Raw genomic sequence first — 21,030 nt, 5'->3', positions numbered from 1 at the left:
TTTTCAGGTCAGCAAGCTTGCTTAGATCCTTTCACCGCCTTTATTAATCCGCTAAAAGTACAAAAAACTATCTTTCTTTATATTCCCTCCTAAATCCGCAAAACTTATTTCCATCTCTAAATGATCACCCAGCGCGTGTGGAATGGAAATACTTACTCCGATTGAATCTTGGGTGAGATAGCTAAATGTGCCTGATTCATTGATCCGCCCTGTCTCATCTGCTTGTTGAAAATAATTAAGCAAATCCTCATCACTATACACACTCCAGAGCTCATCCATAACTCCTTCCTCTTGCAAATCTAAATTGTCATCATAGCTTTTATAGTTACCTCTTTTAAATTTTTCAACAAAAGCTTCATTAATCTCCAGCAAATCACTTAACTTAACTTTCACTGCTTTTTTTAAATCAATATTTGAGGTATAAAATATATTTAACGGGTGAGCTGCTCCTTTTGAAAAAAACGAACCCAAATATTGAATACTAAGAAAATCATTACTTTTGAACGTAACTCGATAATCTACATCCAGATTACCTTCCTCTAGGGAATAGAATTCGATTATTTTTACCGCTTCTTCCTGAATCAGTTCATTTATTTCATCTTCTTTTGTATCATTAGCCAGATGAACTAATTTTGGATACGTTATATTGATCTCATCTTTAGAGTAGTTTCTGCTTTCAACTTCGTAACTTGCTCCTCTACTTAATTCACTTCTATTTTTTGTTTTATCAGCATTCAGCTCAGCTTTTGTACTGCAAGAAATTAATATTAATAGAATTGGTATAAAAACGATTAACCGTGGCTTCACATTTTCTCATCTCCGATAAATTTCAATAATCCCTTTCCTTTCTACACCATTCTCTACATTAATGACCATAGCATAGGGACCGTTCATCTCTCCCAATAAGTCAAAGCTTGGCGCAAGCCGTTGCTCTCCATGTAATCCCATTAAGCCATATTGGCGAACCTTCATACTTTCATCCGTAAATGCATAGCCAGGAATCACATTCAACTCCTTATCATAAGAAAAAGCACTAATGAAAAATTTAGAGTCACCCAAGAAAACATTATTTCCTTCGCTATCGATAATGCAGTATAAGTCTTTTAAGACAAAAGCGAGCCCATCCTTAAACTCTCCAACCCCAATCATCCGGCCTTCCGAAGCATTGTAAGGATAGAAATCAATAGCTATATTCCCATCATTATCTATGTACGCCCAGGCATCCCCATCCTCCGTGTAATCCGACACTTTGACAGCGGTCTTGCCTTCACTAAAATTCCCGGCTTCATCATACTTTAAATCAATACTTACCTGCCCATCGGTATTGATAAAACCCCATTTATTGTTTTTCATGATCCGAGGTTTTGTTGTACCCTATCTTACGACGGGTTCCATTCTCTTGAAGGTGTTTTGATTTATCTCACTTTATGGGGTCAGTCCCTTAACTCACATGTGGGTTTCTCTTGGAGAAGATTTAATCGCAACTAATGAGTGCCTAGTACGTATCTTTCTACATTAAATGAGGCTTATTACTCAACACCCTATGAATTGCTCTACCAATTCCGCCATAGCTCACAAGTCCATATCCAGAAACAAATACAGGCTCACTCATTAAAATTTGACCATGTTCATCTTTGTATTTTTTTTTATTTCATCCCAAAATCCATAACTCAAATTCATTTCTTGATCACTTATCTCTTCTGATTGGATTGTTTCGAAAAAACCATCGTACCAACCTTTATTATTAGTTACAACAGGAGGAATTAGCAGTCCTTGACTGAAATCAAACTTCGCTTCTTTCTTATCTGTTGCAGGTCTTCCAGATATATAAATCAAGTTCCACCCATTCAAAAAAGGATTGATACTCTCAATTCCCGTCTTAATAACTTTGCCACTATAGTATAGACCTTCTTTTGGCTGCAAAATAAAAATATCTCCTACCTTTGGTTTTTTTCTGGTCTTTTTGATATGCAGTAATTCAGTAAATTCATCCATCTATTTTCCATCCCTTTTTTCAATTACAAGAATGTGGATTGCTCGATTGCTTCTATAAGTGCACTGTATAGCTTACCTGGCATTATTTTTACTCCCAGATCTATTCGCTTGTCCTTAATTGAAACAAAACCTGTCTTCTCTCTCTTAGTTGGTGTTATAGAATAACCCTCGTTAATTCTCCAATTGAAGTCTATGCATTTTCTTCCTTTTACTGCTTTTGCATAACCCTTAACACCTAGAAATTTTTCAAGGGGCGTTAGCCCTACTTCCTCTGGAGCTAGTGTATTCCATTTACTCATCATTTGAAGCAATACTTCTTCAATCCCCTTTTCTTCATAAGGAAAATTCAATTGTTCTACCCTATCAATTTCTTTTATAATTCCTCCCCATTTTTTTATTAAACCATTTGCAATAACAATCAAGTTATTCTTCTTATCCACATAAATAACTACTCGTTTATATTCCATTTTTAATACCTCACTCAATCAAATATCTTAAGCGGTGTATACGTCCATTTCACTTTAAATTCTAGATGAAATCATAGTTAGTTCGGGGTTGCTATAGATTTAACGCAATTCGTCTAATTATACCGACAAACCTAATGTAATCGCTCGAACTCTATCATTTTTATCAAAATAATATTCCACCCACTGCTCATCATATGAACTCCCATCCCGGAAGCCTGTATAATCATGTTTAGCTTCTTTATCAATTGATTTTATGTAAGCTTTCTCAACCTCTTCTATCTCTGAACCAACTCCGATTTTATCTTTACCGAACTTATATTTATCTGATGTCACTGTAACGTTAAACGCAGAACTGTAATTAATTGAATTTTTATTTAACTTCTCATAATACATAAAGAAAAATTCCTTATAAAAACAATAGGTTTTTCCATCTTTCTCTTCGATTTTTAACGGTTCTCCAAAGTCTTTGATCATAGTAGTGTACTTATATTGATATTCATGCTTGTGGTAACTTAAACCTAACTTTGAAAAGTAGTCAGATTCATAAATAGAAGTGTCTTCTTTATTTTTTATTAGTATTACACTTAATATAATTACGAAAACTGACATTAATATCATCCACTTCTTCATAACGTCCTCCTACAACCTTTTCCTTTATTTGGTAGTTGTCTGAATATCGCTTCTGTTCATTCATAAATTTCTATAATCCCTTTTTTATCTACACCATTCTCTACATTGATGACCATAGCATAGGGACCATTCATTTCTCCCAAAAAGTCAAAGCTTGGGCGCAAAGCCGTTGCTCTCCATGTAAATCCCAATTAATCCCATATATTGGCGAACCTTCATACTTTCATCCGTAAATGCATAGCCAGGAATCACATTCAACTCCTTATCATAAGAAAAAGCACTAATGAAAAATTTAGAGTCACCCAAGAAAACATTATTTCCTTCGCTGTCGATAATACAATATAAGTCTTTTGAGACAAAAGCGAGCCCATCCTTAAACTCTCCAACCTCAATCATCCGGCCTTCCGAAGCATTGTAAGGATAAAAATCAATAGCTATGTTTCCATCATAATCTATATACGCCCAGGCATCTCCATCCTCTGAGTAATCCGATACTTTGACAGCGGCCTTGCCTTCACTAAAATTCCCGGCGCCATCATACTTCAATTCAACGCTCACCTGTCCATCGGTATCGATGAATCCCCATTTATTGTTTTTCATGACTGCCGCGTATCCTTCGTGAAAGTCTTCCACCTGATTATATTGAGGTTGCACGACCATTCGGCCAGACTCATCGATAAATCCCCATTTGTCCGCCAGCTTTACAGCTGCGCGGTTTCCAGTGAAGGATCTGGCCTCCTCAAATTGAGGTTGTATGATCAGCTCGCCTGACCCATCGATGTACCCCCACTTATCATTGTTTTGAACGGCACCTCTGGATTCTCTTAACCGGCCTGCATTCTGATAACTTTCTTCCGTGATCCTTCTTCCCTCTTTGTCAATATGTGAAATCTTCCCGCCAATGTTTGCAACGGCAACTCCGTTATAAAAACCGCCAATACTATTGTATTCATCCGGTAAAACCGTTTCTCCATTTGTGTCTATCACCTTATATTTCCCGTTGCCGCCCTTAACTGCAATCCAATCCTCATCGACAAAAGACAAATCCCTTATATATACCCGGCTCCACAACCCATTTCCAATTTAACTCATCGTTGTTAGTTGGCAATTCGGAGGTTACTTGATCCGCAGCATTCGTGCTACTGGACTCCACACTAGAGCAGCCGGATAATAGCATAGCAGTTATAGTGATTACTCTCATTATTCTAAATATAGTTATCATCTTCATCCCCCAGATATCCAAAAAACCACATGGAGTTCATCACATGCGGCTGTTTTACTTATACCTTATTGCTCTATTTCGAAATAAAGAGTATTACTATTTAGAACAAGATATATTTCACCAATAACATAATTTGAACCCATCATAAAAGAATTAAATTCCTCGCTGTAACTCCAAGCTTTTCTTTTTGAAAATTTCAGTTTCCGCGCCTCCGTCTCCCTGACAATTTGAGTCTACCAGTACATAGATTACCCTTAATTTCCTGCAAACTAATTATTAATTTCTATAGAGGTTTTGGATTCCACGTTTATATCAAACCTCTTTTCTGGGACAAGAAAATCGTCGGTTGTTGATAAAATATATTGTGACGGATTACCGGTCGATTCAAGAACAGACCACTGGATTTCGTCCCCCATACTTATTACAACTATATCCGAAAGCTCAATATCAACGGGTATATAAATTTCTTCTTCATCCGCAGTATTTTTTAAATATAATCTTGCATAAGCATTTCTCTGAAACATATTCACCAAATCCAGCCTGTACTCATACCTATTATCTGTAGTGATTCTTACTGCATCGCTAGTAACTCTCGTTTCAGCCCATTGGCTATCATTTGTAATGATTAACAGACAGCCAGAAAACATTATTGAAAGAAATACCACCACTACTTCTATGTATTTAATTCTTCCTTTCCGTTTTCGCCTTCTAAAAATGAACATAATAAACAGGATCGAAATTAGAATTAGCGGAACTCCCGCCATCCCCAATATTGAGGTTCCGATAATATCCATACCACGTTGAAAGTATGCAGTAGCATTATATGTAAACCAAAATAGCACTGCTGCGTTCAAGAGTATCATGAAAGAAAACAACACTATGATTAATGTAGACAATAAACTTCCTCCCGGGCTATTTCTTTCCCCTAAGTCATTTCCGTTAATAACTCTCTCAGCCAGTGCGGCTGGTGCAAGACCTTTAACATATTGAATCGGCCCTTATATTGGTAATATTATTTCCGTCAAGGCTCAATATATGGTTTTTGGGAGTATTTCAATATCCAACCATCTTCTGTGTAAAGCTCACCAGCCAATCCCTCGCTATTTCCTACAATATCCGTTGCTTCCGCCTCTTCAATGTAATTGGTCTTAAACAGGATCTTAATCTTCTCTTCCTGCTCACATAAGCTTAGAAAATTATGTAATGTAGAATCAACGATTTGACTAACCAGACCAGTAACCATTTCCAAAGCCGAGCTGTCTAATTTCACTTGAGCTTCCTCATACACACTTACTGCACGTTTACTTTTAATTTGTCCGGTTAATATCTTCTCCCATTGATCAATAGTTCTATCTCTAACCTGCTTTATCAACAGTTCCCCAAATGTATTCAAATTCTCGCTTCCGTCCATGCTATCCATTCCTTTCAGCAAAAATACACCCTACAATATCCGGACAAAAAAACAGCCCACAACCGTGGGCAGCCTTCACACAAATCAATCATATGTCAAAAATCCAACTTGCGAAACGGTGGTATTTTGTCGAATGTGACGATCATATGCCGGTCAGCTAACCTGCGTATGCACCAGCAACCTTTTAATCGACCGGTTCGCTTCCTGCAGCACAATGTCCTTATCCACCGTCTTCAGCAGCCCTTTATCCATCAGGATCTCACCGTCGACAATGGTCGTCTCGACATCGGCGCGGGTGGCGGAGTAGACAATCCGGGAGATCGGATCGACGTCATAGGATGGGAAGGTGTGGAAGTTGTAGAGGTTGAGGATCGCCAGGTCGGCTTTTTTGCCTACCTCGATGCTGCCGATCTGGTCTTCCATGCCGACTGCCTTGGCGCCGCCGATGGTGGCCATGCGGAAGACGCTGCGTGCGTCCATCGTGGTCGGGCCGTGGTGGGGCTTCTGGATGACTGCGGCCAGCCGCATTTCGTTGAACATGTCGAGGTTGTTGTTGCATGGCGCGCCGTCGGCACCCAGACTGAGGTGGATGTGATCGTGCAGCATCCCCGGCGTATCGGCAATACCTGAAGCCAGCTTCAGGTTGGAGCCCGGACAGTGGCTGACATGCACCCCGCGTTCGCGAAGAATCCGTTTCTCCTCGGCATCCAGCCAGACGCAGTGGGCCAGAATCAGGCGTTCGTTCGCCAGCCCCAGGTGATCGAGGTACACGACATTGCGCATGCCGGTCATCGCCTGGACGATTTCGATTTCCCCCTGATTTTCGGAGGCATGGGTGTGCACCTTCACATTATAGCGGGCCGACAGGTCACGGACTTCCTTAAGCAGCGGCTCTGTACAGGAGATCACGAATCTCGGTGAAAAAGCGTACTGGATCCGCCCGTTGCCGTAGCCGTTCCATTTTTCCAGCAGATCCACACTTTCCTGCAGCGAAGCCGCCGTCTCCTCCTGCAGTGCTGCCGGAACGTCTCCGCCCTTCTGATCCATCATCACTTTGCCGGAGAGGGCACGGATGCCGCTTTTGGCAATCGCCTGGAATGCGTAATCCGTATGGTTGACCGTCTCCATATCGACAATCGTCGTCGTACCGCTGGAGATCAGCTCCCCGATCCCGAGCATAGCTGAATAATACAGCGATTCCTCATCATGGGCGGCTTCCAGCGGCCAGATCCGTTTGCGCAGCCAGTCCATCAGCTCCAGGTCATCGCCTTTGCCGCGGAACAGCGTCTGGCAGAGATGAATATGTGTCTGCACAAAGCCGGGAATTACCGTGCGGTTGGTTGCATCAATAACCCGCTCATCCCCCTGCGCCATAAGCCCGCTGCCGATTTCTGTAATCAGATTGTCTTTGATCCGGATATCCCCATGGAAGATTTCTTCCTGCTTGTTCATTGTAATAATTTCCGCGTTTTTGATCAGTATGTTGGCCATGTCCCGTTTCCCCCTCGTTCAGTTCACAGATTGCTCATTCAGTCTGTACAGCCAGATAACACAAAAAGGCCACAAAAACATGCCGCAGCATATTTTCGTAGCCAGAAATTTACGGTTCCCGGTAGAGACCCTTAAACCAATTATTAAGGATATACGAAAAAAAGGATTATTCAATTGCTTTTGAATAACCCCATAATAAACGAAGGACAAAGTTAATGTCAACTAAATTAACATTAAAATCAGAATTAACGGTGAAAACTGTGTTTAACTCCATGAAAACAATGATATTGTGTTATTTTATATAACATAGGTTAGGTGTATCTTAATCCTCGGGCAGCCCGATTACTCCTTGTCGCCATCCAGAACTTTTTCAAATACCGGAAAGCTCGCGGTACGCCCCGGGAAAAAAATCTCGCCTCTGCGTTCATATCCAAGCCCCGGATACAAAGCAAGCGCAGGAGTGTTCTTCGTATAAGTGTCCAGCCGGATGCTGCTGTACCCTGCCTCCCGGGCATATTGCTCGGCGTAAGCGATCAGCTTCCGGGCAATGCCTTTGCCCTGAGCCTCAGGGTGAACAGCCAGCCGGTGCATGATCAGCGCCTTGCCCTGCTCCTGTGACCACTTAATGCTCTGGTACAGCTCATTCTGGTGCTCGTCCAGCACAAGAATTCCGGCAACAGCGCCATTATCTATGTAAGCGTAGAGTGTCCCGTGTTCGATATCCTGTCCAATGACTTCACGGTTAGGATAGCTGTCATCCCACTGGTCGCTTCCGCCCGCCTGCATCACCTGTACACATCTGGCGATCAGCTCCATAATCTCTCCGATTTCCTCTGTCCGCGCTTTACGGATTTCATTACTGCCCATGGTATCCCTGCTTTCCTGCCTGATGATTTTGAGTTAAACCTGACTACGACGATCCATAGTGAAGTTTATCACATCAGGAGACAAATTCAATAGTCCGGCTTCCGGTCTGTACAGCACAGCAGGGCCTGCCCGCACGATCCGGGCAAGCCCATGTTTGGTTAGCCGAGCTCCAGCTTATGCCCGTCCTCGAAGCCCTTGGCGAAACCGGCGTCGAACCCCACGTTGTATGCTTCGGTGTAGCCCTGCTGATAGGCGTCTCCCGGCGGGGTTTCCGGAGGGACGCCCAGATCCGGGGGGAGCGGAACGACCAGCGGGGCAGCCGGCGTTACCTGCACCGGCGGCTGAACAACCACCTGAACTCTCCGGGCCGCAATCCGGCGGCGGAGTCTTCTTTTCTTGCGCAGCAGCAGTCCTCTCTTGGTCTTGCCTGAGCGCAGCTTGCGGAGTTTGCGGCCGGCTCCTCTGCGGATCTTCGCTTTGCGTGTCACCAGCAGGGTGCGTCTCTTGGCTGCCCGGCCTGAACGCTTGATTGCTTTCTTTCTCTTCATCCTTCTACTCCTCCTGTACTCCATGTGCTCTTCGCGGCATCCCTTGCGCATGCTTGTTAAGCCATGGTGCCGCAGGCTTCCCCTGCTTGGGCTGATGCAGCGAAATACCGGACATCATCCGGCACATGGCGCTTTGATATTGGCTTAGGATTCTGATATTGTCACTCAGCTTGCGGGCCGTCAGCTCCGATTGCCCCGTAATTTCGGCGATACTCTCCAGAATCGCAGCCAGTGCGGCCTGGCTGCGGGCAATGGAGCGGATCATCTCCAGCTTGACGGCGTGTTCGGAGAGAAGCCCGCCGCTCATTTGCTGTCGTCCCCGAAGTCGAAGCCGTCACCGGACATGCCGCCGAAGCCTTCGCCGCCTTCATCCTCGCCGCTGCCCAGCACCGCCTTCAGGTTGCTGTACAGCCCGTTTTCCAGCTTGGTCAGCCCCTCCACCATCTCCACAATTACCTCATGGATCGAGAGGGTTTCCTTCAGCTGCTCTTCATGGTTGTCGAAGGATCTCGCATGGATATGATGATGTGTCCACTGCTTTACCTTTTCCGCCTCTACCGCTTTGGCCTCGAGAATCATCGCGATGTTCCACTGGATAGTAGCGGTCGACTCCAGCATTTGCAGATAAGCTTTTTCCCTGCTCATATTCCGCCTCCTGCTCTTTAAGCGCTACTCTTCTTCCTGGCCGCCCAGTTCCTTGATTACACGGCCTACCCCTTCGGCCATCGCCTCTTCCAGATCAGCAAGTGCGTTCAAATAAGCGATGATATTTTTGTTGACCTGGCCGTGGCTTTCGACCAGTCCGCTGAAACCGCCGAAATCAGGCTCCGCATCCGGCAGATCATGGACTATTTGCGACATACGGACGGCAACGTGGCGTTCGGCGTCAAGAATCCGCGCCATCTGTTCGTGCGTATGGGCCATGTGCTGCAGCACTTTGGTTATTTTATTCTGCACCTTCATGTCTCCTTTGCTCAAACGCCCTGCTACAGCATATGCGGCTGAAGCCCTGTCGGTGCGGAGGAACCCGGAATGCTGAGGAACGGAACCTATGAACATTTGGAGGATATTGACAGAGGGAATGCCCGGGCATATGCTGAATGCTGGAATGAATGGTCTTTTCTCACATAAAGGTCTTATAGCAGAATGTATAAATGGATTGGGGGCGCACTATGAAAATTACAAGTAACCGCCTGGATTTACAGGCCATGACTGCCGCAGAGCTGTCTGTCAGTACCCTCAGCTGCGCCGCCGCCTCATTGGAGCAGGCTCTTGGCTACAGGCTGGCCCCGGCCATTCTGGACGATGAAATGCTGTATGCACTCAAGGTACGCCATTCCAAGGTGCTGCAGAACGCTGAGCATTATTTGTGGTATACGTGCTGGGCTGTCATTCACCGGGAGGAGCAGCAAATCATCGGCTTCCTGATTCTGAAAGGCCGGCCGAACGGACAGGGTGAGGTTATAATCGGCTATATCATTGACGGGCAGCATTGGGGCAAGGGGTACGGAACGGAGGCGGTACGGTGTCTTAATGGGTGGATTTTCAGCCATCCGGAGGCACAGTGGGTCATTGCTGATACAGAGCCGGACAATACCGCCTCCCACAGGCTGCTGCAGCATCTGGGTGCTGAACCCTACCGCGAGACCGATGAGCTGATCTGGTGGAGGGTTGGCCGGCCGTAAAAAAACCTGACTTCCGAGGACGAAGTCAGGTTTAACAGTATTCAATTCATAAAAAAATCGTCAATATCATCCAGTCCCATAAGGATTTCGTTTTCCTGTACTCCGTTCGCCCTGGCCAGCTCCTGGCTGGCCTTTAACTGCAGTCCCGCCAGTCTGCCGCAATCATATGCGAGGCTTGTCAGCTTGTTCAGCTCTTCATATTCCAGATAGATCCGTCCCAGAATCAGCTGATATTCGGCATCAATTGACGAGACCGCATCCAGATAGATCCGGCGGATGTCATCCCTGCTAACTGTCAGCTGATATTTGATCAGGCTGAAGGCCGCTCCTACACTTTTCATTACTGCAACAAAGTTGTCGATCATATATACGAGGGTTACGGAGACAATTCCGGTCAGAATCCCGCCAAGCACACCGGCAATCAGATCCGCAAAAGGAGCAGCCGGGGTTGTTTTGAGATAGGCGGCAAAGCTTTCGTTCAATATGACTCCGGCTGAAGCTGTAACAGCTGCAGTCAATATTTTGGAAGCTTCCAGCAGCGCCTGGCTCTGCCCCATTCCGGAGGGAGGATTGATCAGTAATTTGAAGGCTCTGATCAGGGCATGTATGCTGTCATTCAGCATCCGGGCCATGTTCCTGGAGGTGGTTGCGAACGTATTGACCAGGATTGTTATCAGGTTCGCGGTGAAGCCGCCGGCCAGCCCCTCGCCAAAAGCTCTGGCGATATCCTTTGCCTTTGCCGCCATCCTTGCCTGCAGACGCATGCAGAGATTGCTAAACTCTTCTATTCTTCTTGATAAAGTCCCATAGCTCTTAAACTGTCTGAAATATTCGGTCATTTCCGGGATTAGCGCCGCCTGCAGCTCATATAGGAACATCCCGAGTGCCTGCTTCTTCCCCATCCGCAAGCCCTGATCCACACCGCTTGACAGCACCCCGGATGCATAATATTTGTTTCTGGCCCGCCGGACTGTGGACTGGACATGCTGCTTAGCTTCCTTATTCTTCCGGGCAGCCGCCTCCTGATTGATTTCATAATGCTGGGCGTTGGTCTCGCCTGGAGTCCGCTTGTTCTGGCGGGCCATCCACTGCTCCAGATCCTTATCGCTTTTCGACTGATTCAAGCTGGAGTCTGTCCAGGCCAGATTCTTATCGGAGGTGGCCATTTCATTACGCCGCTCAGCAGACATATACAGGCGCGCCCCGTTATTGTCGTGAACCGCCTTGGCAGATACAATGTGATCCAGATGGGTTGTCCCGTCTTTCCTTAGTATTTTTCCGGTATAGTCATCCGTAATTTGGCTGCTGGTTTGAAATTTAAGCTTCCGCTTCTTCGGGAAATCCTTCTCGTAATTCTTCCGGTCAAAAGCTTCCGTGTACCGCTCTGAGGTGGCTTCATCCGCAAAGATTCCCTTCCCGGCGTTATGAAGGGTCGTTACATTCCCGCCGTTCCTGTAGCTGTCAAAGACAGGCCCGAGCCCAAACTGGCTAATTAGCGTATTCAGCGTTGTTTCCTTATACTTTGCCAGAAGCTCCAGTACATGATTAATCTCCAGAGTCTTTTTACTTAAAGTAATTTCCTTAAGCTCTACCTCTAATAATGAAGTCATTTCGAGAACCTCTCCGGACATGGCCATCCCCCTTTGCACCCGCCGCTTCCATTGTTATGCGTTTGCTCCAACAGCCCGGTTCAACAGCTGCGCCCCGGCTTTAGTATTATTGACCAGCGCTCCCAGCCGCTGCTTGGCTTCCGGTGTAAGCTGCGTATAGTCCGTAGTCAATGTACGGCACTGCAGAAGCAGGCCGCGCAGCCCGTCCGAGGCCGCGGTGCTCAGTGCCGTAATCTCCTGGATTTCTTTACGGGTGGCCTCTATGGCTTTGACATGTTTACGGATCTTCGCAGCCTCCGTGCTGGCCTGTTCGGCAATCTTCTTGTTTTTGCCGCTTTTGAGTAAACCGGCGGTCACAAGCGCGCCTCCGCCTATCGCCCAGCCGACCGGACCCGCCAGTCCAAGCAGTGCGGTTCCTGCCGCTGTTCCGCCGCCGCCGGCAACCAGCGCCCCGCCTCCCAGCCAGGCAAGGGCAGCATTCGTGGCTGCTGCACCGCTAAGCGTAGCAATAGCTGTACCAGTCGAAGCCGTGCCAAATGTAGTAGCAATAGCCAACGCAGCGGTCGGCCCAAAAGCAGCCACACCGATACCAGCTGCCACACCTGTTGCCGCCGTCCCGCCGGAGGTAAAATTAGCCTTGCTGATCTCCTTTTCAAGGGTATCCAGCAAACCGGAGAACCTCTTGGACTCAATCTTTATGATTTTGAGCTCGGTATCCAGAGCTGTCGGCTTATTACGCATATTATTTATAAACTCCCAGGATTCATCGACCGCGGACTTGAGCAATCTCCGCTTGCCCAGCAGCTGCTCTGCATCTCCCACAAGCTGCTTATTTTCCGATTCATATCTGGATTGTTCTGCCTTCATATTACTGATAGCCGTTTCGCGCAAATCCTTGTTAAACATATGTACGCCCCTTTCAGCACCCTAAGTATGTAGTTCAAAAGACGCAGGACCAATGATCCGCATGTACAGTATATCTAAAATCTGGATACTTGGGTACTATCACTCTAGTAAAGTAAACCTTACAATATATCTACCGTAAAAAAGAGACACCCTCCCCCTAGTGAGAAGAATGTCTCTTGCCTGTAACTCCTAATCTTTTTTCAAAAAGTAGCTTAAGGCAGCGTGTTCTTCAGCTTTTCCCCGGCCTCCTGCAGAGACTGGAACGTTCCCGCGTCGCTCCACCATTCCTTGAGCACATCGTAGCTGAGCTTACCCTCCCCGGCATAAATATTGTTCACATCGGTAATCTCCAGCTCGCCGCGCCCTGAAGGAGCAATCCGCTTAATAATGTCGAACACTGCCTCATCGTACATATAAATGCCGGTCACGCAAAAATTCGTCTTCGGCTGCTCCGGCTTTTCTTCTATATAAGCGATCAGGGACGCATCCTTGTCGTCAAATACAGGAACCCCGTACCTGCGGGCATCCTCTACCGGCTTCAGCAGCACCTTGGCCGTCCCTGGCGGCTGCTCTGCGTATTTCTCCATATAAGGCGTCAGATCCTCCATAAAAAGATTATCGCCCAGCAGCACGACAAACCGTTCGCCCGGGAGAATGAATCCTTCTGCCAGCTCCAGCGCTTCTGCGATGCCTCCTGCAGCCTCCTGGATTTTATAGGTCAAGTTTACGCCGAATTCTGCACCGCTGCCCAGGAAATCCGTATACTGCCCCGCAGACTGCTTGCTGATGATCAGGAGAATATCGGTTATCCCGCCCCGGCGCAGCCGGTCAATACCGTAACACACCATAGGATATTTGCCGACCGGAAGCAAATGTTTGTTCATCAGCCGGGTCAGCGGATGTAGCCTTGTTCCCTTTCCGCCCGCCAGTATGACTCCTTTCACTTACTTTCCTCCTTTTTATCTGTGTCCTTAGCCTTTGGGCTGGCAGATCAGATGAATTGTGCCGGATCCAAATGCCATTTCTCTATAAAAATCCTGCGGTTACGCTCCACCAGCTCCTGAAGCTCCGCGGAATAGACCTGCTTGAAGCTCGCGCTCCCTTCATGATGCACCAGGCAGTCCCCGCCGATCAGCAGCCGGAAGCCCTTCAGCCGGGCACGGTAGCAATAATCATCGTCCTCGTAATGTCCCGGTGAATACCGCTCATCCAGCAGGCCGACACGGTCGAGTACGGTTCTTTTGAATAAAAAGCACAAGCCTACGAGCCGTACCGTCTCCTGCCATTTCATAGGATCAGGAACGTTAGCTGTCATAGCCTCACTGTGAAAACCGGGCATATCGGCGTAAGACGTTCTTACCTGCTGCCGGCCGCTCGCATAATTCGTCACCGGGCCGACGATGCCGATATCCGCTGCGCTGTACAGAGCCGCCCTCAGGTTGGCAAGCCAGTTATGCGAGACAATGACGTCGTTGTTCAGCAGCAGCAGCTCATCGCCCGAAGCCAGCTGCAGCCCAAGGTTGCAGGCGGCCGGAAAACCGCGGTTCTCCGGAAGGGAGATCAACGTCAGCTTGTTGCTGCGGCAATAGGCGGCCGTACCGTCATTAGATCCATTATCGACCACGATAATTTCATAAGGAGAGTCTGTATAACGCCTGATCGCTTCGACACAGGCCTCAAGCAGCTTCCGCCCGTTATAGGTTGGAATAATGATACTGGTCTTGGTCATAGGGCGTTCCTCCAGGCGGCCAGCCGGCTGCGCTGCTCCTGCAGGCTGCCGCGCCGGCATTTGCTCCGCTCAGCATAAGAACCGCCTTGAGCGCTTCCGCATGATCACCGGCAATCAGCTGCTCCACCCTGTTTCCGGCGCCTGTATTGTCCTGCCGCAGACGGTTTTGCTTGAATACATTGACTGTGCCTGCCTTTTCTACCCGCAGCTGCTTCAGCAGCGCGAGTGCCTGCGCTTTGGGCGGCACCATCAACTCACGGTAACCGATCACTTCCAGCGCACGCCGGGACAGGGCATGGGGTACTGCGGTCATTGAGCAGGCTCCGAGATCACTCCGGCCGAGCACCATGTTGAGATACAGCTTACAGCGGGTAACGTTATCGCTGAGTCCAAAAGGCGGCAGCAGGCCGTCCAGATCATTCAGCGCCACATCAACCCCGCCGTCTACCGCTGCGGCAAAACCGGCCAGCTCCGACGCCGGAATAACCATATCGCCGTCCAGGAACAGCAGGATATCGCCCTTGCTGAGCTTGGCGCCAAGCGATCGGCCCACATCATGGCCGGCCGGCTCGGGAACATGCACGACCGTTGCCTGCCTGCACAGCCGGGCCGCCTGAAAGCTGTTGTCCGTGCAGCCATTGAGCACAACGATAATCTCGGCAGGTGCCAGCCGCTGCACCTGCTTCAGCAGCAGCGGCAAGGTCTTCGCCTCATTCTTTGCCGAGATAATGACAGACAGCTTCCCCCGCAGCTTGCGGGGGAGCATCTGTGTCTGCTTCGGGCCGGCCGCCGGGGTCTTGGCTGCGGTTTTGCGGCGGGGTTTCCGCGCTGCACCGGGGCGACCGGCAGTGGTACGCGGCGCTGCGTTTGCAGAGCGGCGGCCACCTGCAGCCCGGGATGCAGAGCGGACGGCGGAGACATGCAGCTCCGCTGGTACAGAGCGGGCAGCGGAGACTTCTGGGGCAGCGGATGCCGGGTGGACGGCGGATTCCCGTGGTGCAGCACCGGCAGGGCGGGTGGCTGAGACTTGCAGACCTGCTGATACAGGGCTGGCAGCGGAGTCTCCTAGGGCAGCGGATGCCGGGTGGGTGGCTAAAGCGCCTGGGGCAGAAGTCTGCCGTTTCTGCTTACGCTGGCTTCCCTGTTTCGTCGTTTTTGCTGCGTTCATCTCACCATCTCCCTTCGCCGGCCTGCATCGCCGTAACCTGCCCTTTCGCCTCTGCGCTCCAGCAGCAGACCCATGGCCTCCAGATGGTCACTGAGAATGACCTCCTGCAAAGGGTCTCTGCCGCCCTCCTTGCGGCGGACTGCATTCATCCGGCCGACCGGCACTTTATGCACGGCCTTCACCTTTAGTCCATCCAGCACTGCACGGGCATGTGCAAGCGGCGGCCTGGACAGGATAGCGCTGCCGAGTGCTGTCAGCGCCTTTCGGCTGAGCGCATGGGGCACCGCTGTAAGCGAATATCCGTTCAGGTCCGGCCGGCCAAGCATAACGTTGAGTGTATACTTGGAGAGTATCACCGGATGCGGTATCCGGCCGCGGACCGGGCCGGAATAATCATTCAGCGCTACATCAGCACCACCGCCGACTGCTTCCACGAACGGACGCAGCTCTGCAGCGGAAATGACCAGATCCCCGTCAGTAAATAACAGGATGTCTCCCCTGGCTGCCTCCGCTCCGACACTCCGCCCAACATCATGTCCAAGCGGCTGAGGAAACATAATCACCTTCGCTCCCATCCGGTGCGCAATTTCGGCTGTATTGTCGGCTGAACCATTGACTATCACAATAACCTCACAGCGCGGATGAACGCCTCTTGCTCCCGCAATGACTGCAGCGATCGTCCGCGCCTCATTCATAGCAGGGATTATTACCGACACAACGGGCTCGGGGTGGTTCACTGCAGGCAGTGCTTCTGCCGGCTGCTGCTGCGGCCGGAGATTTCTCCGCACTGCTTGGGAAGCCCGCCGCCCCGAGCGGCGGGCAGATGTTCGTTTACGCTGTTTCAAGCTCATCCACCTTCCTTCGGAGGGCATACTCCCGGGCTGAGGGTTACACCACAGTCTATGTAAACTGCCGTCTCCTGCAACGGCAGATGTCTCCCTTTGTACAGAAAATCGGACAGATGCCGCGGTGCGGACACTGCCGCCACAATTACAGAAGCCTCCTCATCAGCTCCAAGCGTTACTTTTCAATATAGTCACGCTAATCTAATATGTACTCTTCACCAGCTTCTCCGCCGTACCGCAAACACTTGTTTTACTGCCTCAGTTGCTAAACTTGTTTAAACTACCTCAGTTACTAACAATGTTACTTTACCTAGCCAAAACCACTCTTTATTTTGCCTGAAGACACGTGGATCGTGCCCTATTAAGGGGAAAATTCCCTTTATTTCGACTGGCGGCACGCAGATCGTGCCCCATTAAGGGGAATATTCCCTTTATTTCGACTGCGGGCACGCGGATTGATCCAAACTAGTCGCTCCCCCTAAGTCTGCTGCGCTTAAGCTTCCGAGATATCCCCCTCTCATTTTGCCCGCCCCGCCCGCCATTGCCTGAATCCGAAAACTGATACGCTTCCGTCTCTCATTCCATCTACTCATGCCATTTTTGAAACCGCCGGCACTTTGCTGCTTTCATCGCCCCTCCCCGCCCAAGTCCGCAGCAAAAAGCGCAGCCTCACGGCTGCGCCTGTTCAATAGATTCAAATTCCACAACAGCCTGCAGGCTATAACACCCGCAGACTGTTGTGCAGCGGTCAGTCAAACGCCCGGTGCTCGACCTGCGGTTTCACCAGCGGGGTGCCGAGGGCAATCCAGGATAACACGCCATAGAAATGCGGAGTTTCGCGCAGCCTGTGAATGTTCACAACCGCTTCTCCGGCGCCTCTGCTCTTCAGTGAAGCAAGGAAATACGGCTGGTTGGTCATAGCCACGAACACATAGCCGGTATGGCCGAAGCCCTCATCAAAGGTTACTGTGACTTCCACGCTCTCCGCATTGCCGTTAAACATGAACGCCGTCATGCCAAACTGCTGCAGCACCTGCCGGTTTCCTGCGCTCTGCACCGGACTGAAGGACAGGTGTTCCGCAGAGACTGCACCTTGAGCCAGATGGTCACCGGTAACGGCGCCGGCTGCAATGTGGTAGCTCTGCACACTTTCTTCCTCAAGGTGCCGGGATTGAACGGCGGAGGAGGCCAGCTTAGCTGCATCCACTGCTTCGTCCGCAATTGCGGAAGTACCAACGGCCTTTTCAGCCAGATGCTCCTCGCCGATACTGCCGGAAGCCACCTTGATGCCGGTGATGCTGCCATCCGGCAGCAGGTCGGCCGAACGGACTTCTTCCGCCAGATGCGTCAGCTTGATTGTTTCCGGCAGCAGGTGCCGCTCCTCCAGAATGCCGTCGGCCAAATGCACGCCGTACACACTTTCCGGCTGCAGATGGTGTGAATGCACGGCTCCGTCTGCCAGCTTCTCAGCGTCAATGCTGCCGGCAGACAGCATGTCGTTGTTCAGCGTCCCTTTAGCCAGATGTTCAGCCGTGATGCTGCCGCTGCGGATGTGGCGGCTGTCTACTGCTTCAGGAGCCAGATGACCTCCGTATACACTTCCCGGAGCCAGCTGGAAGGAACTCACCGAGCCTTCAGCCAGCTTCGCTGCGCCGATACTGCCGTCAGGAAGCAGGTCAGGCGTCAATGTCCCCTCGGCCAGATGCTTCAGCGTAATGCTGCCGCTCTTGATATGCCGGCTATCCACTGCTTCTGAAGCCAGGTGGCCGCCATAGATGCTGCCTGGAGCCAGCTGGAAGGAGCTGATTGAACCTTCGGCCAGCTTCGCTGCACTGATGCTGCCGTCAGGCAGCAGATCAGGCGTCAGTGTCCCCTCGGCCAGATGCTTCAGGGTAATGCTGCCGCTCTTGATATGGCGGCTGTCTACCGCTTCAGGAGCCAGATGGCCTCCGTATACACTGCCGGCAGCCAGCTTACGCGAACCGATGCTGCCGTCAGCCAGCTTATTGCCGCTGATACTGCCGTCAGCCAGCAGCTCTGCTCCGCGCACTTCGCTGGACAGATGCGCCAGCGTTATCTCACCTGCGCCGATATGACGGCCTGCTACCGCACCCTCCGCCAGCTTACCTGCGCCGATACTGCCATCAGGCAGCAGATCCGCACTGAGGACTTCGCCGGACAGATGCGCCAGCGTTATCTCACCTTCGCCGATATGACGGCCCGTTACGGCATCGCTAACCAGATGACTGCCATACACACTGTCTGCCGCCAAATGGCGGAAGCTAACGGAATCATCGGCGAGCTTGGAGCCGCCGATACTGCCGTCAGGCAGCAGCTCGGAGGTACGGGTCTCCTCTGACAGATGCTTCAGCGTAATGCTGCCTTTCTTGATATGGCGGCTGTCTACGGCTTCCTTGACCAGATGGTCGCCATACACACTGCCGGGAGCCAGCTTCAGCGGGCCGATAGTGCCATCCGCCAGTTTTTCGGCACTGATGCTGCCGTCGGGAAGCCACTGCGCGCTGATAACCTCCTCAGACAGATGGTCAGGTGTTATTTCGCCTCCGCCAATATGACGGCTGCTTACCGCATCATCCGTCAGATGGCTGCCGTCCACACTGCCGGGCGACAGATGGCGGGAAGTCACTGCCTCATCGGCCAGCTTGGAGCCGCCGACACTGTGCTCAGGCAGCAGCTCGGAGGTAAAGACCTCCTCTGACAGATATCCAGCGTAATACTGCCGCTGCGGATATGGCGGCTGTCCACCGCTTCTTGGATCAGGTGGTCACCGTATACACTGCCGGAAACCAGATGGGAAGCATCAATGGAGCCTTCGGCCAACTTATCGCCGTCTATGCTGCGCTCAGGCAGCCACTGCGCGCTGCGTACTTCTGCGGCCAGATGCTCCAGGGTGATCTCACCCTCGCCGATATGCCGGCTTGCTACCGCATGATCCGCCAGATGATGGCCTTCCACACTCTCCGGCGACAGATGGCGGGAGCTCACTGCTTCATCGGTCAGCTTGGAGGTGCTGATACTGCCATCCTGTATCTGGATGGAGGATACCGAGCCGGGGAGAATATGCCCGTTCCCGACAGACATCGGCCGGATATGGGCACCGCCGACGCTTCCCGGAGCCAGATGTCTGCCCTGTACAGCGGTATCGCTGATCGAAGCCGGAGCAACAGCTCCCGGAGCCAGATGCTCGGCGGTGACTGCAGCAGGCGCCAGTTTGGAGGAAGTCACACTGCCGTCTGCAAGTTTAATGGAAGTAACAGCCAAATCGCTGATTTTATCGGTAGAAATACTCTCCGGTGATATTTTTAATGAAGTAACGGCATGATCTGCCAGATGATGCGGCTGTACCGCACCCGCCGCCAGATGAACCTCCTTCACTGCTCCGGAAGCCAGCTTATCCCCCGTCACAGCCCCTGCTTGCAGTGCAGTATTGCTTACACTGTGTTCAGCCAGATGTCTGCGCTCAACAGCTCCGGGAGCCAGATGCTCTGTATCCACAACTCCGCCCTGCAGCACGCGGCCGCCCACACTGGCATCCGCCAGATGCTTTTCTTCAATGGCACAGAAGGCAATATGCTCCCCGCTCACACTTTCCCGGGCGATTGCCTCTGCGTTCACCGCACCGCCAGCCAGCTTCGCCCCGGTCACTGCTCCGTCCGCGAGTTTGGCTGTGGTCACGCTATGCGGCAGCAGATGCTCAGCAGTGACAGAGTCATGCGCAAGCACTTTGCCGCCTACCGAGCCGGCAGCCAGATGGCTTCCCAGTACGGCACCGGCCTGCAGCTGCTCTGAACCGACAGACTCCGCCGCCAGATGGGACTGGTCGACCGCCTCACGCTGTAAATGAGCGGAGGAGACGGACTGCATGGCGATCTGCGGACCGCGGACGGCTGATTTGGCCAGATGGCGGGTGGTTACCGCCTCGTCAGCCAGCTTATGCGTCAGAATGCTTTGATCGGCGATTTTGGAGGAGGTGACTGCCTGCTCTACAATCTGGGCCGTCCCTACTGCTCCCTCTGCCAGCTTTACAAAGGTAATACTCCGGTCCGCCAGATGATTCCCGTTAATTTCCCCGTCGCCGATATGAGACCCGTTTACGCTTTCCGGGCTTAAATGCTGGCTGCGTATAGCCTTTTCTCCAAGCTGCCGAGCTCCGACTGCGCCATCGGCCAGGTGTGTACTCTCGATAACGCCGGAACCCAGCTGCTCTTTGCCGATGAGACGGCTGGCCAGCTGTTCACGCCCGATTGCCCCCGGAGCCAGGTGCTTCGCCGATATGGTCCCTTCCTTGAGATGGCGGCTGTCAATGGCACCTTCGGCGATTTTATCGCCGCTGATTTCACCGTCGGCGATTTTGTCGCCGGATACGGCATCATCCGCCAGCTTGGAACGGTCAATAATCCCGTTGGCCAAATGACGGCTGACGATGCTGCTGCTG

23 protein-coding genes and 1 riboswitch are annotated in these 21,030 nt (G+C 50.6%); of the genes, 1 reads left to right on the top strand and 22 read right to left on the bottom strand.

The genetic code is table 11. The features are described 5' to 3' along the window. Window positions 1–51: 51 nt before the first annotated feature. From AWJ19_RS05230 to AWJ19_RS05160, 14 genes are all read right to left on the bottom strand, one after another. Window positions 52–807, bottom strand: coding sequence for a hypothetical protein (locus AWJ19_RS05230; RefSeq protein ID WP_068722006.1), 756 nt, complete (start codon window positions 805–807; stop codon window positions 52–54). 6 nt (window positions 808–813) lie between these two features. After that, the gene (locus AWJ19_RS05225; protein ID WP_068722005.1) at window positions 814–1,353 is read right to left on the bottom strand and encodes a WG repeat-containing protein; all 540 of its coding nucleotides are present in this window, start codon (window positions 1,351–1,353) and stop codon (window positions 814–816) included. Between the two features lie 258 nt (window positions 1,354–1,611). Beyond that, a complete protein-coding gene (locus tag AWJ19_RS05220; RefSeq protein WP_082707706.1) occupies window positions 1,612–1,995 on the bottom strand; it encodes an Imm26 family immunity protein in 384 nt (127 codons plus the stop codon). A 23-nt stretch (window positions 1,996–2,018) separates the two neighbouring features. After that, entirely contained in the window at window positions 2,019–2,462 is a 444-nt protein-coding gene (locus AWJ19_RS05215; protein WP_068722004.1) for a hypothetical protein, read from the bottom strand. A 117-nt stretch (window positions 2,463–2,579) separates the two neighbouring features. Continuing rightward, window positions 2,580–3,092: a hypothetical protein gene (locus tag AWJ19_RS05210; RefSeq protein WP_068722003.1), complete on the bottom strand. Its 513-nt coding sequence runs from the start codon at window positions 3,090–3,092 to the stop codon at window positions 2,580–2,582. Between the two features lie 147 nt (window positions 3,093–3,239). After that, window positions 3,240–4,136, bottom strand: coding sequence for a WG repeat-containing protein (locus AWJ19_RS05205; RefSeq protein ID WP_068722002.1), 897 nt, complete (start codon window positions 4,134–4,136; stop codon window positions 3,240–3,242). A gap of 447 nt (window positions 4,137–4,583) precedes the next feature. Then, a complete protein-coding gene (locus tag AWJ19_RS05195; RefSeq protein WP_068722000.1) occupies window positions 4,584–5,210 on the bottom strand; it encodes a hypothetical protein in 627 nt (208 codons plus the stop codon). Window positions 5,211–5,335: 125 nt separating this feature from the next. Next, on the bottom strand, window positions 5,336–5,725 hold the full coding sequence (locus tag AWJ19_RS05190; protein ID WP_068721999.1) for a hypothetical protein: 390 nt from the start codon (window positions 5,723–5,725) through the stop codon (window positions 5,336–5,338). A 153-nt stretch (window positions 5,726–5,878) separates the two neighbouring features. Next, window positions 5,879–7,216: a 5'-deoxyadenosine deaminase gene (locus AWJ19_RS05185; protein ID WP_068721998.1), complete on the bottom strand. Its 1,338-nt coding sequence runs from the start codon at window positions 7,214–7,216 to the stop codon at window positions 5,879–5,881. 78 nt (window positions 7,217–7,294) lie between these two features. Next, window positions 7,295–7,393: riboswitch (purine riboswitch) on the bottom strand. Between the two features lie 165 nt (window positions 7,394–7,558). After that, window positions 7,559–8,083 carry a GNAT family N-acetyltransferase gene (locus tag AWJ19_RS05180; protein ID WP_068721997.1) on the bottom strand — a complete coding sequence of 175 codons (525 nt, stop codon included), beginning with the start codon at window positions 8,081–8,083 and terminating at the stop codon, window positions 7,559–7,561. A 158-nt stretch (window positions 8,084–8,241) separates the two neighbouring features. Continuing rightward, window positions 8,242–8,631 (bottom strand): hypothetical protein, encoded by a 390-nt coding sequence (locus AWJ19_RS05175; RefSeq protein WP_039876756.1) that lies wholly within the window; start codon window positions 8,629–8,631, stop codon window positions 8,242–8,244. A gap of 4 nt (window positions 8,632–8,635) precedes the next feature. After that, entirely contained in the window at window positions 8,636–8,938 is a 303-nt protein-coding gene (locus tag AWJ19_RS05170) for a hypothetical protein (RefSeq protein ID WP_068721996.1), read from the bottom strand. After that, complete coding sequence (locus AWJ19_RS05165; protein WP_068721995.1) at window positions 8,935–9,276, bottom strand: restriction endonuclease subunit S; 342 nt, start codon at window positions 9,274–9,276, stop codon at window positions 8,935–8,937. Before AWJ19_RS05165 ends, AWJ19_RS05170 begins: the two co-directional genes overlap by 4 nt. Before the next feature lie 24 nt (window positions 9,277–9,300). After that, complete coding sequence (locus AWJ19_RS05160) at window positions 9,301–9,588, bottom strand: hypothetical protein (RefSeq protein ID WP_039879281.1); 288 nt, start codon at window positions 9,586–9,588, stop codon at window positions 9,301–9,303. A 215-nt stretch (window positions 9,589–9,803) separates the two neighbouring features. On the opposite strand from AWJ19_RS05160, the gene AWJ19_RS05155 reads away from it, so the two are divergent. Next, window positions 9,804–10,316 carry a GNAT family N-acetyltransferase gene (locus AWJ19_RS05155; RefSeq protein WP_068721994.1) on the top strand — a complete coding sequence of 171 codons (513 nt, stop codon included), beginning with the start codon at window positions 9,804–9,806 and terminating at the stop codon, window positions 10,314–10,316. 41 nt (window positions 10,317–10,357) lie between these two features. On the opposite strand, the gene AWJ19_RS05150 is transcribed toward AWJ19_RS05155, so the two are convergent. From AWJ19_RS05150 to AWJ19_RS05115, 8 genes are all read right to left on the bottom strand, one after another. Beyond that, the gene (locus tag AWJ19_RS05150) at window positions 10,358–11,926 is read right to left on the bottom strand and encodes a hypothetical protein (RefSeq protein WP_241781609.1); all 1,569 of its coding nucleotides are present in this window, start codon (window positions 11,924–11,926) and stop codon (window positions 10,358–10,360) included. A gap of 54 nt (window positions 11,927–11,980) precedes the next feature. Beyond that, complete coding sequence (locus AWJ19_RS05145) at window positions 11,981–12,832, bottom strand: DNA polymerase III subunit gamma/tau (RefSeq protein WP_068721992.1); 852 nt, start codon at window positions 12,830–12,832, stop codon at window positions 11,981–11,983. A 212-nt stretch (window positions 12,833–13,044) separates the two neighbouring features. Beyond that, window positions 13,045–13,776, bottom strand: coding sequence for a sugar phosphate nucleotidyltransferase (locus tag AWJ19_RS05140; protein WP_068721991.1), 732 nt, complete (start codon window positions 13,774–13,776; stop codon window positions 13,045–13,047). A gap of 47 nt (window positions 13,777–13,823) precedes the next feature. Continuing rightward, window positions 13,824–14,561 carry a glycosyltransferase family 2 protein gene (locus AWJ19_RS05135; RefSeq protein ID WP_068721990.1) on the bottom strand — a complete coding sequence of 246 codons (738 nt, stop codon included), beginning with the start codon at window positions 14,559–14,561 and terminating at the stop codon, window positions 13,824–13,826. Then, window positions 14,527–15,729: a glycosyltransferase gene (locus AWJ19_RS05130; RefSeq protein ID WP_241781608.1), complete on the bottom strand. Its 1,203-nt coding sequence runs from the start codon at window positions 15,727–15,729 to the stop codon at window positions 14,527–14,529. Before AWJ19_RS05130 ends, AWJ19_RS05135 begins: the two co-directional genes overlap by 35 nt. After that, the gene (locus AWJ19_RS05125) at window positions 15,726–16,580 is read right to left on the bottom strand and encodes a glycosyltransferase (protein ID WP_068721989.1); all 855 of its coding nucleotides are present in this window, start codon (window positions 16,578–16,580) and stop codon (window positions 15,726–15,728) included. The genes AWJ19_RS05130 and AWJ19_RS05125 overlap by 4 nt, the downstream gene beginning before the upstream one ends. Before the next feature lie 742 nt (window positions 16,581–17,322). Then, a complete protein-coding gene (locus AWJ19_RS05120; RefSeq protein WP_068721988.1) occupies window positions 17,323–19,221 on the bottom strand; it encodes a WIAG-tail domain in 1,899 nt (632 codons plus the stop codon). Further along, window positions 19,218–21,005 (bottom strand): hypothetical protein, encoded by a 1,788-nt coding sequence (locus AWJ19_RS05115; RefSeq protein WP_068721987.1) that lies wholly within the window; start codon window positions 21,003–21,005, stop codon window positions 19,218–19,220. Before AWJ19_RS05115 ends, AWJ19_RS05120 begins: the two co-directional genes overlap by 4 nt. Between the last annotated feature and the right edge of the window lie 25 nt (window positions 21,006–21,030).

The organism is Paenibacillus sp. DMB5 (assembly GCF_001517085.1).
Lineage (GTDB): Bacteria > Bacillota > Bacilli > Paenibacillales > Paenibacillaceae > Paenibacillus_AQ.
This window is presented reverse-complemented; position numbering and strand designations above follow the sequence as displayed.

What these genes read in the sequence shown, in the direction of transcription:
- AWJ19_RS05225 (WP_068722005.1), bottom strand. Translation starts at nt 1,353, where the DNA reads ATGAAAAACAATAAATGGGGTTTTATCAATACCGATGGGCAGGTAAGT.
- AWJ19_RS05215 (WP_068722004.1), bottom strand. Translation starts at nt 2,462, where the DNA reads ATGGAATATAAACGAGTAGTTATTTATGTGGATAAGAAGAATAACTTG.
- AWJ19_RS05145 (WP_068721992.1), bottom strand. Translation starts at nt 12,832, where the DNA reads ATGTTTAACAAGGATTTGCGCGAAACGGCTATCAGTAATATGAAGGCA.
- AWJ19_RS05150 (WP_241781609.1), bottom strand. Translation starts at nt 11,926, where the DNA reads ATGACTTCATTATTAGAGGTAGAGCTTAAGGAAATTACTTTAAGTAAA.
- AWJ19_RS05155 (WP_068721994.1), top strand. Translation starts at nt 9,804, where the DNA reads ATGAAAATTACAAGTAACCGCCTGGATTTACAGGCCATGACTGCCGCA.
- AWJ19_RS05165 (WP_068721995.1), bottom strand. Translation starts at nt 9,276, where the DNA reads ATGAGCAGGGAAAAAGCTTATCTGCAAATGCTGGAGTCGACCGCTACT.
- AWJ19_RS05135 (WP_068721990.1), bottom strand. Translation starts at nt 14,561, where the DNA reads ATGACCAAGACCAGTATCATTATTCCAACCTATAACGGGCGGAAGCTG.
- AWJ19_RS05220 (WP_082707706.1), bottom strand. Translation starts at nt 1,995, where the DNA reads ATGGATGAATTTACTGAATTACTGCATATCAAAAAGACCAGAAAAAAA.
- AWJ19_RS05130 (WP_241781608.1), bottom strand. Translation starts at nt 15,729, where the DNA reads ATGAACGCAGCAAAAACGACGAAACAGGGAAGCCAGCGTAAGCAGAAA.
- AWJ19_RS05190 (WP_068721999.1), bottom strand. Translation starts at nt 5,725, where the DNA reads ATGGACGGAAGCGAGAATTTGAATACATTTGGGGAACTGTTGATAAAG.
- AWJ19_RS05185 (WP_068721998.1), bottom strand. Translation starts at nt 7,216, where the DNA reads ATGGCCAACATACTGATCAAAAACGCGGAAATTATTACAATGAACAAG.
- AWJ19_RS05125 (WP_068721989.1), bottom strand. Translation starts at nt 16,580, where the DNA reads ATGAGCTTGAAACAGCGTAAACGAACATCTGCCCGCCGCTCGGGGCGG.
- AWJ19_RS05170 (WP_068721996.1), bottom strand. Translation starts at nt 8,938, where the DNA reads ATGAGCGGCGGGCTTCTCTCCGAACACGCCGTCAAGCTGGAGATGATC.
- AWJ19_RS05175 (WP_039876756.1), bottom strand. Translation starts at nt 8,631, where the DNA reads ATGAAGAGAAAGAAAGCAATCAAGCGTTCAGGCCGGGCAGCCAAGAGA.
- AWJ19_RS05180 (WP_068721997.1), bottom strand. Translation starts at nt 8,083, where the DNA reads ATGGGCAGTAATGAAATCCGTAAAGCGCGGACAGAGGAAATCGGAGAG.
- AWJ19_RS05210 (WP_068722003.1), bottom strand. Translation starts at nt 3,092, where the DNA reads ATGAAGAAGTGGATGATATTAATGTCAGTTTTCGTAATTATATTAAGT.